The 17,429-nt window shown below is 53.3% G+C and carries 20 protein-coding genes; 2 read left to right on the plus strand and 18 right to left on the minus strand.

The window, feature by feature from the left end:
- Positions 1 to 26: 26 nt before the first annotated feature.
- The 5 genes from Ga0123462_RS06820 to Ga0123462_RS06840 form a co-directional block, all read right to left on the minus strand.
- The gene (locus Ga0123462_RS06820) at positions 27 to 494 is read right to left on the minus strand and encodes a hypothetical protein (RefSeq protein WP_157821299.1); all 468 of its coding nucleotides are present in this window, start codon (positions 492 to 494) and stop codon (positions 27 to 29) included.
- An 8-nt stretch (positions 495 to 502) separates the two neighbouring features.
- Positions 503 to 1,174 (minus strand): signal peptidase I, encoded by a 672-nt coding sequence (lepB, locus tag Ga0123462_RS06825; RefSeq protein ID WP_100265618.1) that lies wholly within the window; start codon positions 1,172 to 1,174, stop codon positions 503 to 505.
- Positions 1,171 to 2,991 (minus strand): translation elongation factor 4, encoded by a 1,821-nt coding sequence (gene lepA / locus Ga0123462_RS06830; protein ID WP_100265619.1) that lies wholly within the window; start codon positions 2,989 to 2,991, stop codon positions 1,171 to 1,173. The genes lepB and lepA overlap by 4 nt, the downstream gene beginning before the upstream one ends.
- A gap of 80 nt (positions 2,992 to 3,071) precedes the next feature.
- Positions 3,072 to 4,136, minus strand: coding sequence for a hypothetical protein (locus tag Ga0123462_RS06835; protein ID WP_100265620.1), 1,065 nt, complete (start codon positions 4,134 to 4,136; stop codon positions 3,072 to 3,074).
- 470 nt (positions 4,137 to 4,606) lie between these two features.
- On the minus strand, positions 4,607 to 5,032 hold the full coding sequence (locus Ga0123462_RS06840) for a secondary thiamine-phosphate synthase enzyme YjbQ (protein WP_100265621.1): 426 nt from the start codon (positions 5,030 to 5,032) through the stop codon (positions 4,607 to 4,609).
- An 86-nt stretch (positions 5,033 to 5,118) separates the two neighbouring features.
- On the opposite strand from Ga0123462_RS06840, the gene Ga0123462_RS06845 reads away from it, so the two are divergent.
- Positions 5,119 to 6,993 (plus strand): ATP-binding cassette domain-containing protein, encoded by a 1,875-nt coding sequence (locus Ga0123462_RS06845; RefSeq protein WP_100265622.1) that lies wholly within the window; start codon positions 5,119 to 5,121, stop codon positions 6,991 to 6,993.
- Positions 6,980 to 7,249, plus strand: a complete 270-nt coding sequence (locus tag Ga0123462_RS06850) for a GIY-YIG nuclease family protein (RefSeq protein ID WP_198507307.1) — start codon at positions 6,980 to 6,982, stop codon at positions 7,247 to 7,249. Before Ga0123462_RS06845 ends, Ga0123462_RS06850 begins: the two co-directional genes overlap by 14 nt.
- Here the strand turns inward: Ga0123462_RS06850 and Ga0123462_RS06855 are convergent.
- From Ga0123462_RS06855 to queG, 13 genes are all read right to left on the minus strand, one after another.
- Complete coding sequence (locus Ga0123462_RS06855) at positions 7,220 to 7,495, minus strand: NF038104 family lipoprotein (protein ID WP_198507308.1); 276 nt, start codon at positions 7,493 to 7,495, stop codon at positions 7,220 to 7,222. The genes Ga0123462_RS06850 and Ga0123462_RS06855 overlap by 30 nt on opposite strands.
- Before the next feature lie 71 nt (positions 7,496 to 7,566).
- Positions 7,567 to 8,331, minus strand: a complete 765-nt coding sequence (locus tag Ga0123462_RS06860) for a prepilin-type N-terminal cleavage/methylation domain-containing protein (protein ID WP_198507309.1) — start codon at positions 8,329 to 8,331, stop codon at positions 7,567 to 7,569.
- Positions 8,324 to 8,842 (minus strand): B-box zinc finger protein, encoded by a 519-nt coding sequence (locus Ga0123462_RS11365; protein ID WP_157821300.1) that lies wholly within the window; start codon positions 8,840 to 8,842, stop codon positions 8,324 to 8,326. The genes Ga0123462_RS06860 and Ga0123462_RS11365 overlap by 8 nt, the downstream gene beginning before the upstream one ends.
- Before the next feature lie 263 nt (positions 8,843 to 9,105).
- A complete protein-coding gene (locus Ga0123462_RS06865) occupies positions 9,106 to 9,783 on the minus strand; it encodes a hypothetical protein (protein ID WP_232726392.1) in 678 nt (225 codons plus the stop codon).
- Between the two features lie 3 nt (positions 9,784 to 9,786).
- Positions 9,787 to 10,578 carry an SDR family oxidoreductase gene (locus tag Ga0123462_RS06870; RefSeq protein WP_100265625.1) on the minus strand — a complete coding sequence of 264 codons (792 nt, stop codon included), beginning with the start codon at positions 10,576 to 10,578 and terminating at the stop codon, positions 9,787 to 9,789.
- Positions 10,578 to 11,243: a TenA family transcriptional regulator gene (locus Ga0123462_RS06875; protein WP_100265626.1), complete on the minus strand. Its 666-nt coding sequence runs from the start codon at positions 11,241 to 11,243 to the stop codon at positions 10,578 to 10,580. Before Ga0123462_RS06875 ends, Ga0123462_RS06870 begins: the two co-directional genes overlap by 1 nt.
- Complete coding sequence (locus tag Ga0123462_RS06880) at positions 11,244 to 12,743, minus strand: AMP-binding protein (RefSeq protein ID WP_100265627.1); 1,500 nt, start codon at positions 12,741 to 12,743, stop codon at positions 11,244 to 11,246.
- Positions 12,740 to 13,372: a thermostable hemolysin gene (locus tag Ga0123462_RS06885; RefSeq protein WP_157821301.1), complete on the minus strand. Its 633-nt coding sequence runs from the start codon at positions 13,370 to 13,372 to the stop codon at positions 12,740 to 12,742. The genes Ga0123462_RS06880 and Ga0123462_RS06885 overlap by 4 nt, the downstream gene beginning before the upstream one ends.
- A 137-nt stretch (positions 13,373 to 13,509) precedes the next feature.
- Positions 13,510 to 14,103 (minus strand): glutathione S-transferase N-terminal domain-containing protein, encoded by a 594-nt coding sequence (locus Ga0123462_RS06890; RefSeq protein ID WP_100265629.1) that lies wholly within the window; start codon positions 14,101 to 14,103, stop codon positions 13,510 to 13,512.
- Positions 14,104 to 14,215: 112 nt separating this feature from the next.
- Entirely contained in the window at positions 14,216 to 14,953 is a 738-nt protein-coding gene (thiD, locus tag Ga0123462_RS06895; RefSeq protein ID WP_100265630.1) for a bifunctional hydroxymethylpyrimidine kinase/phosphomethylpyrimidine kinase, read from the minus strand.
- Positions 14,950 to 15,579, minus strand: a complete 630-nt coding sequence (thiE, locus tag Ga0123462_RS06900; RefSeq protein ID WP_100265631.1) for a thiamine phosphate synthase — start codon at positions 15,577 to 15,579, stop codon at positions 14,950 to 14,952. Before thiE ends, thiD begins: the two co-directional genes overlap by 4 nt.
- Positions 15,572 to 16,231, minus strand: a complete 660-nt coding sequence (locus Ga0123462_RS06905) for an HAD family hydrolase (RefSeq protein WP_100265632.1) — start codon at positions 16,229 to 16,231, stop codon at positions 15,572 to 15,574. Before Ga0123462_RS06905 ends, thiE begins: the two co-directional genes overlap by 8 nt.
- Positions 16,231 to 17,400 (minus strand): tRNA epoxyqueuosine(34) reductase QueG, encoded by a 1,170-nt coding sequence (gene queG, locus Ga0123462_RS06910; RefSeq protein ID WP_100265633.1) that lies wholly within the window; start codon positions 17,398 to 17,400, stop codon positions 16,231 to 16,233. Before queG ends, Ga0123462_RS06905 begins: the two co-directional genes overlap by 1 nt.
- Positions 17,401 to 17,429: the final 29 nt, after the last annotated feature.

Raw genomic sequence — 17,429 nt, forward strand, 5'->3', positions numbered from 1 at the left:
CTCCAAAAAGAGGCGGCCTGACTGCCTCACTCGGAAAATGCATAGGGCTCAAATTTGATGTCGATGCGTGATTTGTCACGCACGATATCCATACCTTCCAGCTGATCGGGATCATACTCCCCGCTCTCATCAAGCTGCTGCACCGGCCCGAATGGCCAGATCACAACCGAATAGACGGAGGATATCTCAAGCAGCTCCCCTTCACGCCTGATCAGAAGGTTATCACGAAACTCCTCCGGCAGATCGGAGGGGGCGAGATAGTTGATTTTGTAGAGTTTGGGCAGCTGCTCGCGAATTTCCACGCCGCTGGCATCGCGCATGTTTTTCACCACGCCATGAAATACATCCTCAATTTTCCAGTTGATGTAGTGGGCATGAAAAACCTGAGCACCCGTCCAGACAGAAAAACCGATCACTGTCAGCCAGAAGGCTACCTTAAGCATTGAAAATGCCCTGCTCGCTTCTCCGTGCTGCGGCAAGGGATCCAGCTGCAAACGGTGAATTATTCAATAACATGACCCAGACGATCCCAGCGAACGGAACCTTTGATGCCGTCCCATGACCACCAGATGATAGCCGCACGCCCCACCATGTAAGACTGAGGGACAAATCCCCAGAAGCGTGAATCACGCGAATTGTTGCGATTGTCGCCCAGCACGAAGTAGTGCCCCTCAGGCACTACCCACTCACCATCCTTGATCGAATAGTGCTTGAGCAACACCTCATGGCTGATGCCCGTCAGATTCTCAACAAAGACGTCGGAAACATCGGCCGTACCGTCAGCCATGTAATAGGCACGTTTTCCCTTCTGCTGTAGCGGCATCTCTTTGCCATTCACAAAGAGGATATTGTCGCGATAGGTGATTTTATCGCCGGGGATGCCCACCACACGCTTGATATAATCCTTGCTCTTGTCTTCAGGGTAGACAAATACAGCCACATCGCCGCGATTGGCCTGCTTGGAGAGAATCTGGGTATCGGTAAAGGGAATTCGGAAACCGTAGGGATAGCGCAGCACAAAAAGGTAATCGCCGATCTCAAGTGTCGGCACCATGCTGGTCGAGGGAATCTTGAACGGAGCAACCACAAAACTACGGATCACAACAGCCAGAGCCGCAATAATCAGCAGACTCTCGATCCACTCACGCCATACAGGTTTGTTTGCTCTGCTCACTTACCCTCCCCAAGCTTAAGTACAGCCAGAAATGCCTCCTGAGGCACTTCAACACTTCCGATCGACTTCATCCGCTTCTTACCCGCCTTCTGCTTTTCCAGCAGCTTGCGTTTACGGGTGATATCGCCGCCGTAGCACTTGGCCGTCACATTCTTGCGAACTGCCTTGACTGTCTCGCGGGCCAAGATACGGCCCCCGATTGCAGCCTGCAAGGGAACATCGAACTGCTGGCGCGGAATCAGCTCGCGCAGTTTCTTTACCAGATCACGTCCGCGCGACTCGGCGATCGAGCGGTGAACGATCAGGGAGAGTGCGTCAACTGGCTCGGCATGCACCAGCACATCGAGCTTCACAACGTCGTCAGGCGAGAAGTCGGCAAGCTCGTAATCCATCGATGCATAACCGCGCGAAACCGATTTCAGCTTATCGTAAAAATCGATCACCATCTCAGCCAGCGGCAGACGATAGGTGAGCATGACACGCCCCTGTCCGATAAATTTCATATCCTGCTGCATACCGCGGCGCTCCTGACAGAGCTTCATCATCGCACCGACAAACTCTTCGGGCATGAAGATATTGGCCAGCACCGTCGGCTCCTCAATGCGGTCGATGCCTGCGGGATCCGGAAACTCGCTCGGATTGGATATCTCGATCATGGTGCCATCGGTTTTATAGATGCGATAGATCACCGAGGGAGCCGTGGTGATCAGGTCAAGATCATATTCGCGTTCAAGTCGTTCCTGCACGATCTCCATATGCAGCATTCCGAGGAACCCGCAGCGGAACCCCAGCCCCAGCGCCGAGGAGTTTTCAGGCTCGAAGGTGAAGGCGGGATCATTCATATGCAGTTTCTCAAGCGAGTCACGCAACTCGTTGTAATCTGCGGAATCAACCGGATAGAGGCCAGAGAACACCATCGGTTTCGGCTCCCGGTATCCAGGCAGCGGCTCGGTGGCGCCATTCTTCAGTGTGGTTACCGTATCACCCACCTTCAGGTCGGCCAGCTTCTTGATGCCGCCGATCAGGAAGCCCACGGCTCCGGAATCCAGATGCGGCGTGGAGAATGGTGCCGGAACAAAGTATCCGAGATCCTGCACTTCGTAGGAGGCGGCAGTCGGCATCGACATCAGCCGGAAGCGGTCCCCCTTCTTGATTGTACCCTCGAAGACACGGATCAGAGCCACTGCTCCCACATAGGAGTCGAACCATGAGTCAACCACCAGCGCACGCAGCGGTTTCTCATCCAGGTTCTGCGGCGGCGGTACATGCTCAACAATCGCTTCAAGCACATCCTCAATGCCCTGCCCTGTTTTGGCGGAGACCGGAATCGCAAAAGAGGCATCCAGCCCGATCACATCCTCGATCTGGCGCTTGGCCTCTTCAATATCGGCGCTTGGCAGGTCGATCTTATTAATCACCGGAATGATCTCGAGGTCGTTCTCCATGGCCAGATAGACATTGGCCAGCGTCTGTGCCTCCACACCCTGGGCAGCATCGACAATCAACAGCGCACCTTCGCACGCCTGCAGCGAACGGGATACCTCGTAGGTGAAATCGACATGGCCCGGTGTGTCGATCAGGTTAAGCTGGTAGATCTCTCCATCCTTCGCCTTGTAATTCAGGGTTGCGGTCTGTGCCTTGATGGTAATGCCGCGCTCCTGCTCAAGCTCCATCGAGTCGAGCACCTGTTTCTTCATCTGGCGCTCAGAGAGTGCCCCGGTCACCTCGATCAGACGATCGGCAAGCGTGGACTTGCCATGATCGATATGGGCAATAATAGAAAAATTTCGGATATGGGATTGATTGATCTTACTCATTGGCGCGGCAGTGTAGCGGTGGGTCACGCCTTACGCCATATAGATATGGCACTTTGATAGAAGATTGGCGGATTCCGAGGTTAGTTGCGTTGCTGGCAGAGAGAGAGAATGGCTCGCGCCGCCACATCTGCGCCATCCTCTTCCAGCGCTGGAAACTGCCGCTGAGAAGCAAGCGCACCATCGAGAGCCGGTAACCAGTCGCCCATCTGGAAACTGCTGCGACTCATGCCACAGCTTGGAAAACACTTTTCCAGCCACACTTTAAGCATCGGAAACTCAGGAAAGTCTGGGCGCTCCACCCATGCCATCGGAGTTTCCGTCCGCCAGCACTCAGCCAAGACTCCGTAACCGGGCTTACAAACAACCGCATCCACATGCGGCATCAGATCAATCGGCCTCAGGGCTTTGCTGAAACCTACCGATTGTACATTTTCAGGGGCACCGGCAGGTGCATCAGGAATCATAAAGAGCCATTCAGGCATATCAGCCAGAGCAGATATATCATAGGCGGGATGCCTTGAACCGCCGAAGATTACCAGCGCCCGCTTTGCATAGCCGGCTTTGAATGCAAACGCATTATCATTCGGGCTGGCTACAAGCAACGGAATATGCTGTTGTTTTGAAAACACCTGCATATCCATCGCCATTGGCGGTGTAAGCAACAGATCGCACGCTTCATATGCCTGCTTCAGTGACTTAATCACCGGATCTCCTGCATCCAGCCAGTGTGAATAGATGGTATGCCAGTCCAGTGTCGCAAGTCCGACAGCAGGAACGCCTAGTGTTTTAGCAGCCGGAAAAGCTAACGGCGAGATGTTCGATAATACCAGATCGGGGGCAAAGTTTTTCAGATATGCTGCATCGCGTGCGATGAGTTCAGGCATCATGGAGGTCCACCCGCGCATCAGATCAATGGAGCCTTCCCGATCCTCATCAACAGCACTTTTCTGGATGACGCCAAGATCAACCACCTCGGACTCTAATTCGAAGTCGAAATCGAGTCGTCCCCGCAACTCCGATTCGGGAAGGGCACACCGGATCAGGAACTGGCACTCAGGCCTCTTCTGATACAAACGATTCAGCACCGGCGCCATCTGAGCAAGGTGGCCAAAGCCGTGTCCGGAGATATAGACCGCGATGCGCATTCCGGGATGCTACGACGGCTGAATGCCGGGTCAATTTATTGCTCGTTATCAATAGTGCCGCACCAAAAACATGAAGGTTGATTTGCAGGCAAGGGGAGCACTTGCAGTGCCGGTTACAGCCATATCAAATCGCTGAAACATATACCTCCAGCTAGGGAACAGCAGATTTATCCACCGCCGGAAACTCTTCAACACTTACTTGCAGAAGTTACCTCGGCAGAATAAAATAAACTTTAACCAGAAAGCATAAGATATTGAATTATATATACTATTAAATATGATTATTTTTTAGGCAGGCAACGGAAGGATGTGACAACCGTATGACTTTCATGACTGGAGCGAATTCTATCCACTGAGTTATCCACAGCCTCTGTGGAGAGAATCCGGAAACCCTTATGCGACAAGGCCTTTGCAGGTTTAATGCTTTTATCGAGCAAATGTATCCAGTCCGTTAATCAACCAAGCCCGCCTCAAGCGGCATCGCCATGCAGCGTGATAACCACCTGCCGGGAGCCCCCATGGTCACGGTGTTCTCCGAGATAAATACCCTGCCAGGTGCCAAGCGCCAGGCGGCCATTACTGATCGGAACAGAGATCGAGGCGCCAATTGTGCTCGCCTTGATATGCGCCGGCATATCGTCGCTGCCCTCCAGCGTGTGAAAGTAGTATGGCTGATTTTCAGGTACAAAGTGATTGAAGTGAGACTCCATATCCCTGCGAACATCAGGATCGGCATTCTCATTGATCGTCAGGCTGGCACTGGTATGTTGAATAAAGAGATGAGCAATCCCCACCCTGAATTGCGAAAGTTCGGGCAACTGTGCGACAAGCTCGTGTGTTACAAGATGAAAACCTCTCTGCTTAGCCTGTAGTCGAACTCGCTTCTGTAACCACATCGTCCCCCTCCTTAATGCGATTATTCTGCCATCTGTGTAAAAAAAATGCATGGATGCAATTCATTCGCATCCCCCTAAAATGCCGCATGCTCTATTTTGACAAGGTATCACTAAGGCGTGGCAGCAAACTGCTGTTCGGTGAGATGAGTTTTACGGTGAACAGCGGAGACCGCATCGGCATCACCGGCGCCAATGGCTCTGGAAAATCATCACTCTTCGCACTCGTACAGGGAAAGCTTGAAGAGGATAGTGGCAATTTCCGCATGGATAGAAACATCGCCGTTGCGCATGTTGTTCAGGAGACCCCTGCCCTGCAGATTCCTGCCATTGAGTTCATTATGCAGGGTGACGGGGAGCTAACCCGCTTAAAGAGACTGTTGCAAGAGGCTGAAGCATCAGGTGATGGCATCAGGGTTGCCGAACTACATGACAAACTGGCCGCCATCGACGCATACAGCGCCCACGCCCGTGCCGCACGCCTGATGCATGGCCTTGGCTTTGCCGTGGGCAGTGAAGAGAAACCCGTGGCCGATTTCTCCGGCGGCTGGCGCATGCGCCTGAACCTTGCACATGCACTGATGTGCCGCTCCGACCTTCTGCTACTCGATGAACCGACCAACCATCTCGACCTTGAAGCAGTGGTCTGGCTTGAGAAGTGGCTGAATAGTTATCGAGGGGCGATGCTGCTGATTTCACATGACCGTGATTTCCTTGATCGCTGTGTCAACAAGATCGCCCAGATCGAACATGAGCAGCTAACACTCTATTCAGGCAACTACTCCGATTTTGAGCGCTTAAGAGCCGAGAAGCTTGCACTGCAGCAGGCCGGCTACGAAAAACAGCAGAAAGAGATTGCTCACATGACCAGCTTTATCAATCGCTTCAAGGCAAAGGCGACCAAGGCCACGCAGGCGCAGAGCCGCATCAAGGCGCTGGAACGCATGCAGCTGATAGCGCCGGCGCATGTAGACTCCCCCTTCTCCTTCGAATTCAGCCATCCTGGTGAAATCCCAAACCCGCTACTGCGCCTGCATAAGGCCGCGGCAGGATATGGCGATACAACTGTTCTCTCTGATATCTCTTTCTCCCTGCTGCCGGGGGAGAGAATCGGCCTTCTCGGGCCAAATGGTGAGGGTAAATCGACGCTTATAAAGCTTTTGGCAGGAGAGCTTGATGCGCTGCACGGCAGTTGCGAACGGGCAAAGGAGCTCTCGATCGGTTACTTCGCCCAGCATCAGCTGGAGCAGCTTCATGATGAACTCTCACCTGTTCAGCATCTGCGGCTGCTTGATGAGCAGCTGTCGGAAAAAGAGGCGCGACAGTTTCTCGGCGGTTTCGATTTCCGCGGTGACATGGCTCTGGCCCCGGTCAAACCGTTTTCAGGAGGGGAAAAAGCGCGCCTGGTTCTGGCCATGATTGTATACCAGCAACCCAACCTTCTGCTGCTGGACGAACCGACCAACCACCTGGACCTTGAGATGCGCCATGCGCTGAATCTGGCTCTGCAGAGTTTTGAAGGAGCGATGATACTGGTGTCCCATGACCGACACCTGCTCAGGAGTGTCTGCGACAGCCTGATGCTTGTCTCTAAAGGCTCTGTCATATCTTTTAACGGAGATCTGGACGATTACGCCAGATGGCTTCTAGAGCAACGCGATGCACAGGAGAAACAGCCTGCCCAACCATCGAGAAAGGATGAACGGCGAAGCAAGGCTGAACAGCGCAGAGCGTTGCAACCACTGCGAAACCGATTGAAAAAGCTGGAGTCGGAACTTGAACTGCTGCACAAACGCAAAGATGAGCTCGATGCAGCACTCGCAGATCCCGATCTCTATGAAAGTGCCGGCGCCGAACATCTGAAAAGGCTCACCATCGAACACAGACAGCTTGGAATAAAACTTCAGGAGGTTGAGCAGGCGTGGATGGAAGTCGGCGAGGAACTTGAAGTTGCCGGAGAGTGAAGGCGGCTGGTTCCTCTACCTGGTCCGCTGCAGTGGTGGCCAGCTCTATACAGGCATCACCACCGATGTGGATCGCAGATTCGAAGAACACTGCTCAGGCAAAGGGGCCAAATTTTTGCGCGGCAAAGGACCGCTTCAGCTGGTTTTTTCAGAAAAAGTTGGCAACCACTCTGATGCACTGAAAGCAGAGATAAATATCAAGAAGATGCACAAAAGTGCTAAAGAGTTACTCGTCCAGCGGGGCTGTATCGGCTGACAGATGAGCGCCTTCGTCTGGAGGGATATCACCGGCCATCTGAGCCTGCTCCTCAGGGTCAGCAGCATCAGATTCTGCAGCTTCTTCCCCTTCATCATCACTGACCGCATCGACAATTGCCCCGCCCACCTTGAACGGCACTTTAACCACCTCAACCGCAACATCGACAGCAGCCCCGGCCACCGCCCCGACGACACAACCCGAGAGCCCGAAAAGAGCAGCAATGATCAGTGCGATTTTCAACATGGTCACCTCGAACGTGCATTAAGCAGAGAAGGCAAACCTTACTAGCTTATATGAAAAAAGGCACAGGGAAGTTAAAGGGTGGCTGCTTTTGCCGTCCACTTATCAACCTGGGTCTGATATTTCGCCAGATTGTTCTGGGCTTTGGCGATGCTCTTGTTCGTATTGTTTACTTGTTGCTGGGCTGTTTTCACAGCATCTTTATTTTTCTTTGTCGGGTTATTTGCAGCCTTAGCCTGTGCATTAGCCAGTGCCGCCTCCATTTTGGCCAGTGTAGAGGCAAGCGTTGTAAGCTGCTTCTGGGTCTTGGTTGCCTTGGCTGTCCAGTTTGCGGCCTTCTTCAAGGCTGCAGCTGCAGCCTTGGAAACAGAAGCGGGTGGAGCTACGGCCCCACCACCGGCTCCACCACCAGCGCCGCCGCCACCAACCGCACCTATCGTTCCGGGTGCAGCCGTGCCAAGGCTCTCCATCAAGATGATACCTGAACCTCTACCGCTTATCGCATAGAGGGTAATCTGCTGTCCATCATTGGAGTAGAACCAGTCAACCAACTCCTCGGTGCCATCAACCACTGGCGCTTTCGAAGTCCACGGATCGTTTGGAATATTTGGCAGGTAACCCATGAGAACCAGATCGCCGAGGGACCCGGTCGGAGGGTGATACTCTTCGCCTGCCGCGAAATATTTCAGGCCGTTACGGAGATTGATTTCAGCCACATCCATTTCTGCATTCTGTTTATATATTCGATAGGCAGGTATGGAGATGCTTGCAAGCGTTCCCATGATGGCTATTGCAATCATGATTTCAATCAGAGTAAATCCGGATTCACGCCTACTCATTGGTCGCACCAGGCAACTCAACAGCCACATTTTCATCCTGCAGCATGGCCTCAATTTCCAGGTCCAGTTCAGCAAGCTCCCGATCTGCCGTATTGAGAAGCTGCTGGTCTTCCGCCAGCTCTTCAGCTGTAAACACCTCGGTGTCTGCTGCAATCGGTGACTCGCTGTTTTGATAGACATAATTTCCGAGCACTAGAATCAGGCAAATCATCAGGCCGGCAAGAATAAATTCAGCTTTTTTCGCCCCTGATGAAGCCTTCCTGCTCCTCTTCTTCTCCGCCTGCAGCTGTTTCTGCTCTTCCTGCTTATAAAAGCCTTTACAGCCCACACAGTAGGCTTTTCCCTCATCCTCGCCACCAACACACTCTTCACAGAAGAGGTGTCCGCATTTCACGCATTTGAATGTAGCCTGGTTAGCAGGATGATCATCACAATAGATCTTCTCTGTTTTATCCCCCACCCTTTTGACGAGGGCGCGACGCTTTCCCGCAAACACGTTATCCTTACTCATACTTCTATAATAGCTTGAATTTTATCCTGAAACAACGTGTTGCTGAGTCGGAAGCCCGGTTTGACCTTTATATCAAGGCGGCCACTGGATGCGAAGATGCCTGGACAGAGCGCCTACTCCAAAGAATGCCCGCAAACAAAACACCCTGCGCTCCAACTTCATGCCAACCTACAATGAACAGCAGGCAATATGCATGTTTCAGCATGGGTACAAAAAAACAACCGGGGGCCGCAGCCCCCGGTTATAATCAGTTTGCAAACAGGTCAGCGTGCTTTTTTTCTGGCAACTTCCAGCTTGGCCGCGGCTTCCTCTTTACGGCCCTCTGAGTAGATCGGACGCCCCTCCACATCAGGAAGTGCTACCACTTTCTCGAAGTATGGAATCGCATCTTTGTACTTTTTCTTCTCCAGCAGAAAATCGCCGTTGAAATAGTTTGCGTCCATATCATCCGGTGCCAGCTCGATCGCTTTCTTCAGGTACGCTTCGGCCTTGTCGTCATCACCGAATCCAATTGGCCAGCCGGGTGTCATATAATAAAAACTGCCAAGCGTTGTATATACGGAACCATTCATGGATGTGGCATCAATTTTTTCTGCTTCCAGCAGAAGGTCACGCCCCCTCTCCATCTGCGGCATGGCATTGGTCATGGAAGAGAGTCCCCCCATGGCTCCGGCAAAGCCAGCGCGGATGATCGCTTCCCATATCTTAGGCTCGGCACGCTCTGGATGTTTACTGCTCACAGCAGCCGCTTTATCAACCAGGGCCTTGAATGCAGCTTCTTTGTTTTCTTCAGCGGTTTTGTAGTTGGCAATAGCCCACTCCGCCTGCAGGCCACGCACGGCCTCATCCACCTCATCCGCAACAGCCACAGACGCCTGCATCAGCGACAGTGACAGTGACAAAGCAATAATTCCTGCTGAGAACAATCTGATCAATTTCATCTCCTATTTCTCTCCTTTGGCAAATTTTCGTGCTATGCGATCCTTGGCTGCAAGTGAACCATCCACGATACGCGGCAGAAGTCCGTTGATGCGTACAAACAGCGATTCCGGAAAACCCAGGTAAACATCCTTTCTATCATTTTCTATGGCAGCGATAATTTTTTCAACCACCTCGACCGGCTCATCCATATTCATGCCGGTCGCCTCACCCATTCGCATCACAGCATCGCTGTTCATCGGTGTCTTCACTGCCCTTGGCGCGATATAGGTGACACCGACACCGCTGTCGGCAAGTTCACGGCGCAACGCCTCGGAAAAACCACGCAGGCCGAACTTACTGGCTGAATAGGTTGAAAAGTAGGCAAAACCGATGGATCCAAAAATGGATCCGACATTCACGATGCGACCACTGCCCTGATCCAGCATGGCAGGCAGAAAAGCCCGGGTCAGCCACATAGGAGCAAGCAGATTCACATGCATCATCAACTCTATCTTCTCAGCACGCTCATCTTCAAAAGCGGCAAAGCTGTTCAGCCCTGCCAGGTTAATCAAAAGATCTATGCCGCCCAGCAGTTCACTGCACTGGTCGGCAGCTTTCTTGCAGCCTTGCACGGAAGCAAGATCTCCCGTTACGGCATGCGCACCCTCAATTCGGTTTGCAATAGCTTCCAGTGCCTCGCCGTTGGCATCGATCAGCGCCAGCTTTGCTCCACGCTTAGCCAGTTCCGTGGTCAGGATTCTACCCATACCGCCTGCAGCACCGGTAAGAACCACCCTTTTTCCGCTGATATTCATCACTTATCTCCCAGTGGAATCAATGGCAAAGAACGGAAAATATCACCATAGAGTTTATAGAATACCTTGGCGCAGTGAATGACTGCCTTTTTATCCTCATCACTATCAAGACGGTTCATCAGTTTCTCATAGAAATCAACATGACCGACATCAAGAGAACCGTGCGAGTTGAGGTAGGAGAACGCTTTTTTCGGCAGGCCAAGGCTCTTTTCGATATTGCCGGCCGCATGCGTCGCCAGCGACACACTGGTCCCCTCCAGCACCAGCACCATGCCGAAGAATCCGGCTGGATTAATGCGGTAAACCGTATCGTATGCATAGGCCACCATCAGTTCAGTTGCAACCGCAGGGGTACCATGGCGCACCGCCTCCTTATCACCGCCGCATGCCTCGATATCATTGAGAATCCACTCCTGATGCCCCAACTCCTCCTCAATATACTCAGCCACAGCATCGCGCAGCCACTCGAGCCGTCCGGGCAGGCGGCCACCTGTAGCCATCAGCAGTGGCGTGGTATGTTTCACATGGTGGTAGGCCTGTGTCAGGAAAGCGATATAACTCTCAAGACTAAGTTTTCCTGCCGCCCCCATCTGGATAAAAGGAATGGAAAGAAGGTCGTTGCGTTCAACTTCGGTTGACGCAATTAGATCATCGTAAAATGCCATTCAGGACTCCTCAAAAAGGGCGTTTAGCGCCTCTTGGTATCGTACATAAATCTGCTGCCGACGAGGCCTTCCGGTTCCGGTCCAGAGGCCTTCGGCAATACTAAACGGGCTATCGGCAACCAGCCAGCGTGATATTTGCGCGTAATCGGGAAGACGTGCGTTGGCTGCAGAAACAGCAGCTTTTATCTGCTCTTCAGTTACGCCTGCACGTGGCACGAGAACTGCAACATTAAACGGGCGCGCCTCTCCGAATACGCAGCACTGCGCAATGGCAGATTCAATAGAGAGTTCGCGCTCGACCCACTCCGGCGACACATTTCGCCCATAAGCGGTAATAAAAATATGTTTTTTGCGACCGGAAAGGTAGAGAAACCCATCATCATCAAGATGACCGATATCGCCGGTCGCCCACATCTTTCCGGCAACACGGGGTTCACCAAGATAGCCTTCGAAGAGGCTGCCGCCGACAAGAATCTCGCCATCCTCGGCAAAGGAGAGTTCAACATGCGGCAGCAGTTTGCCGACGCTGCCCGGCCTGTTTGCCGCCTTACTGTTTACGGCAACCACACTGGCCGCTTCGGAAAGGCCATAACCCTCGTAGACAGGCATCCCCAGCCTTTCTGCCCTCTCAAGAAGATTGGGGGAAACCGGCGCTCCACCCACTGCAATATAGCGCAGTGATGCAGACTTCGGGGCTCCCGCTTCGACCGCAGCGACCAGTGCATGCAGCATCTGCGGGATCATGATACAGGTGGTCGCCCCTGAAGCCACCAGCATGCCGACGAATCGCTGCACATCCAGCCCTGAAGCACCACTAAGGCCGACAGCGGCAAGCCCCGGTGCGCAGACTGTCGCCCCGACCAGGAACGGCGCATAAAGTCCGCCGATATTCTCAAGCAGCGTCGCATAGGGGAGCAGGGAGAGGTGACGATCCTGGCTCTCGGCTCCGGTAACAGAGGCGAGCGATGCTGCAACCTGCTCCATCGCCGACTGCGTGAGCACAACCCCTTTGGGATCACCTGTCGAACCGGAGGTGAAAGTAACCTTGGCACAGCCTGCAGGGAGGTGAGCCTTCAGAACAGGGAGTTTGAAGAGATGGAGCGTAAGTGATCCCAGCTCGATCGTTTTCGGCTCGACAGATCCCAGCCCCATCGCTTCGCAAAGCCTGTGAACCGGCTCGGCCTTTTCGGATAGCACACCATCGATGCCCGCCGCCCTGAACAGGTGGAAAGTCTGGGAGGGAGAGAAAAAGTGAGGTACGGGAATGACAGGAATCCCTGCCGAAAGAGAGCCCAGATCGGATATAATCCATCCTGCGCCGTTATCACCGACAACTGCCAATGCGCTCACATCAGCATCACGAACCGCATCAGCAAGCAGCTCAATATCGTCAGACAGGGTTGCGTAACTCAGACAGACAGCCGGATAACCGCTCTCAACTGCAATCCTCTCCGGAGACTCGGCGGCAACTTGCCGAATGGCATCAAGAACCCTGCTCATGTCTGTTTTTTAATCCGGGCTGCTTTCTCGCCTTCAATCTCCGCTGCAGCCCATGTATCGCGCAGTGCAGCCCACAGCTCCTGCAGGTTGTCATGACCACCCTGAATCGATCCGAAACAGACAACCGGATCACCGTCGTAATAGCTTCCCCACTGTTTCACCTCATCCTCAGGCAAACGCCGTTCATCCACCTCGAGCAGCTGCTTGGGCGAAAGCCCGAGACGCACAAATGCATTACGCAGGCGCGTTACACCGGTAAATACAACCCAGCGGTACCCGGCAGTATAAAGATAGGAGGTCGCCCCGATAATTGCCATGCGCGCATCTCCCGGTTTCGCTTCAGCAAGATTACCAACCTCCACGATCTCGGAACGATCAATCGCGACACCCATATAGCGAGAGATGGCTACTTCAATGGGTTCGTCCAGATAGTTTTCAAGATAGAGAGGTCCGGTTGCGGCATCACGGAAGCCCATTGCTGCAACAGTCCGGTTTTTGCTGTCATGAATACGGATAAAGTTGGGCATAAACCTTTGGATATCCGCACCATAAACACGGGCAAAAACCTTATGTACAAAGGCGGTTGCTGAATCATAACCTGCTTGCCCTTTGTGAAGTACTTCAAACATGTACAACTCCATCGCGCATTATTTAAGTACCTTGCGTGCTACACCCTCAAGCATCGATGAGGCGAGTCACATTTCCTCAGGCAGAGTAGTAAAAGATGGAGAGGTGTTCTGACTAGAACACCTCTCCGGAGCCATAATCAGTAGTCGCGGAGCATCTGCTCATGTTCGGAGAGCGAACGTTCAAACGCCGAACGTTCGAACAGGCGATCCATATAACCTTCGAGGTTGTTCCATTTGGCCGTATCAATACCGATAGATGGCAGCCTCCACAGAATCGGCGCCAAGGTAACATCCGCCAGTGTGTACTGTTCTCCGATGAAATACTCAGTACGGCCGAGGTAGGTATTCAGGGAATCGAAATAGGCTTCCATCTTCTTGACGGCATCCTTCTTTTTGCGCCCGTTCTGGCACTCTTCATAGAGGACATAGAGTTCGCGTTCAAGCTGCAGAACAGCCAAACGCATCTGGGCACGTTCAGCGGGCGAACCGGGTTTGAGAGGCGGATGCGGGTAGCGCTCATCGAGGTATTCGTTAACCACGGAAGATTCAAAAAACACGATATCCCGATCGATCACTGTAGGGAGTTTGCCGTACGGATTGATCCTCAGGAATTCCGCAGGAAGGTTCTCCGACTCCAGTTCTTCGGTATCAACCGGCAACTCTTTTTCGGCCAGTACGATACGTGTGCGATGCGAATTGGGGCAGTGTGCATCGGAATAAAGCTTGATCATTAAATCCTCCGGGCAGGCTTCAGCCTGTCAAAATGGTTGTGCATTGTAGCGTCGCAGTAGGAAAAATAAAGCTTTTTCGCATTTCTCTTTTATTTTCAAGCAGTTATGGAGATTATTGATTTTGCAGAAACGTGACTGATCTGGCAACCGCTTCAGAGAGAAGGTCGCCTGCAGCAAGATGCGCGGCAATGGCAGAAGCAAGCCGGCAGCCGGTGCCGTGGCGTTGCAGTTCGCTCCAAGGCTGCCTCTCATGCGAGAACCGCCGGGTATCACCATCAGAGTCACAGAGAAGGTCAATCAGCACATCTCCTTCCGAGTGGCCGCCTTTAAGAAGCACGGCGCGTCCCAGCCGTTCAGAGAGTTGAGTGGCAGCACTCTCAGCATCGGTGATTGATTCACCCAGCAGCACTGCAGCCTCGTTCAGGTTCGGGGTTACAAGCGTTGCCAGCGGCAACAGTGCTTGCTGCAAAGCATCTACTCCGCCTTGGTCCAGCAGAGACCTGCCGCTGCTGGAGACCATCACCGGATCAACAACCAAAAGGCCATCATGCAGCTGATCAAGCAGAGCTGAAACAAGCGCCACATGTTCCGCATCGACCAGCATCCCGGTTTTAACCACGGCAACATCAAAATAGTCAAAAATGGCATGGATTTCGGCATCAAGCTGCGCCAGAGAAACCGGTTCAACGCGTGTGATGGCAGCAGGGTTCTGTGCAGTTAGCGCTGTAATGGCAGAACATCCATGTACGCCAATTGCCTCGAACACCCTCAGATCAGCTTGAACACCTGCCCCACTGCAGGAGTCCGAGCCACCGATGGTCAGACAGACAGGGCGACCGGCTGCACTCATGCCCGGCTCCACAACGCTGTCAGCAGTTGTGCCCTCGCCTCAATATCGTCAGCTGCAAAGAGCCCGGAAACCACCGCTGCGCAATCTGCACCGGCCGCCTTAACCTGCACCACATTGCCAGCCGTGATACCGCCAATGGCACAGACATCGGCATCGGGAAACATCTGGCATGCCTTGGCAAGCCTCGCCAGTCCAAGCTCCGGAACTTCCGGCTTGGTCATTGTCGTCCAGACAGCCCCGAAAGAGACATAGTTTGCCCCCTCTTTCAGCACCGTTTTTGCAAATGCGGCATCGGCCCGGCAGGTAATTCCGACAATCAGGTCATCCCCCACCTCACTCCTGAGTTGAATCAGGTTCGGGGCATCGTCGCGCCCCAGATGCACGCCATCCGCCTCCGAATCGACGGCCAGCTTGACCGAATCATTGACGATCAGCAGCGCCTGATAATCCCGGGTCAAATCACGCAGTGCCCTGGCCCGCTTGATTGCCCGCTTGTAGCCCTGCTTCTTATCACGAAACTGCAGAGTTCGGACACCACCCTTCAGAGCCGCCTCGGCCTTTGCCAGAAGATCGGCCATCTGCAGGTCTGCAGGCAAAATGCCGTAGATACCGCTGACTTTAGTCATCAAGCAGTTTCAGAAGGTCCGTAAAATCAGGCAGGGAAATAACACGGTCGGCATACTCAGGAGGGACGTCCTGATAACCGTGCTCGGCAAAAGCAACCGCCATACATCCGGCATTAAAACCCGCTTCAACATCAAAACGTGTATCACCAACCATGACCGTCTCGGAAGGGGACACGCCCATCGCCCTGCAGCACTCGAACAGCATATCCGGTGCAGGCTTCTTGGCAAAGCCGTCCTCGGGGGAAAGTGCCAGTGTGAGATAAGGGGTCAGTCCCATCTGATCAAGCACCTTAACGCGTGCCTTGGCAGGCTTGGCGGTAACGCAGGAGATCGGAATCCCCTTCTCTTTCAAGGTGTCGAGCACCTGCATCACACCTGGAAACGGCTTGCCGAAATCGGCCGGGTGCTGCTCATAGATATCCGCAAAGGCGTGATAAAGCGCCATGGTCTCTTCGTGCTCCATCGGAAGCCCCAGCACATTGGAGGCAAGTTTATGTGCGCCTCCGCCAACATGCGGCTGGGTATCAGCCAGGCTCAGGCGCAAATCATAACCGAGCGATTCCAGGGCGCGGTTTGCATTGGCCTGAATATCCGGCAGTGCATCCACCAGAGTTCCATCGAGATCGAAAATAAAAGCTTTGGGTGTTGTCATCACACTCCCCTTATGTCGTTAATGGCCGACTGAATCTCCTGCTCAACAGCCGGCTCTTTTTCGTGGTCGGCCTGCTCTGCAAGAGCCGACAATACCATTTGCCGGTTAACCGGAGCGGTCAATCTGGCCAGAGCCCACGCCGCATGGCCGCGGATCAGAGGTTCCCCGTCATGCAGGGCATCCAGCAGTACAACAATAAAATCCGCTTCGCCGGAGTTGCCCATGGCAATGCAGACATTACGCAGCAGGCCGCGCCGCCTTGTCCGCCTGATCGGCGATTTGCGGAACCGTATCCGGAACGCCTCTTCGTCAAGCTGCAGCAGACTAACAAGGTCGGGAAGAATATTCTCCCCTTTTGGCGTGAGGAGATCGTCAAACTGAACCCCCTCTTTCGCAGCATGCCCATTCCACGGGCAGATCACCTGACAGTCATCACAGCCGTAAATACGATTACCCATCAGCGGCCGCAGATCACGAGGAATAAAGCCGTCAAATTCAATTGTAAGATAGGAGATGCAGCGACGCGCATCGACCACGTAGGGGGCAACAATCGCCTGCGTAGGACAGATATCAATACAGGCCGAGCAACTGCCGCAGTGATTACTGGCCGGTTGATCCGGCTCAAGTTCAGCCGTAGTGAATATCTCACCCAGCAAGAACCAGGAGCCGAGATTTTTCTGAATGGTAAGCGAATGTTTACCCTGCCAACCAAGACCAGCACTCTCTGCAATGGCATGTTCGAGAACCGGCGCCGTATCCACGAAAATACGCTGGTTATGTACGCCAAGCAGCGTATCGAGCTCAAACGCCAGAGCCTTAAGCTGTTTTTTCATGATGTCGTGATAGTCGGCACCGTGGGCATAAGCGGTAATTACGCCGGAATGCTTCCGGCTTCTCGCTTCGTCAAGAGAATGTTCAGGTGGCGTATAGCGCATGGCCAGGGAGATAACGCTTTTCACCCCGTCCAGCATCGTTGCCGGATCCTTACGCCTGTCAAGCCGAACAGGCTCTGCCATCCATGCCATCTCACCCTGCATGCCGGCATTCGTCCAGTACTCAAGCGCTCCACGATGAATATTTCGAATCTCGGGACGCGTTACATGACAGAGCGAAAAGCCGTGTGCTTTAGCCTTATCGCGGATCATATTCTTCAGGGATACTGCATCCATGTCGCTATTCTTGCATATCGGCCGATCCA

This window comes from Mariprofundus ferrinatatus (assembly GCF_002795825.1).
GTDB lineage: Bacteria > Pseudomonadota > Zetaproteobacteria > Mariprofundales > Mariprofundaceae > Mariprofundus > Mariprofundus ferrinatatus.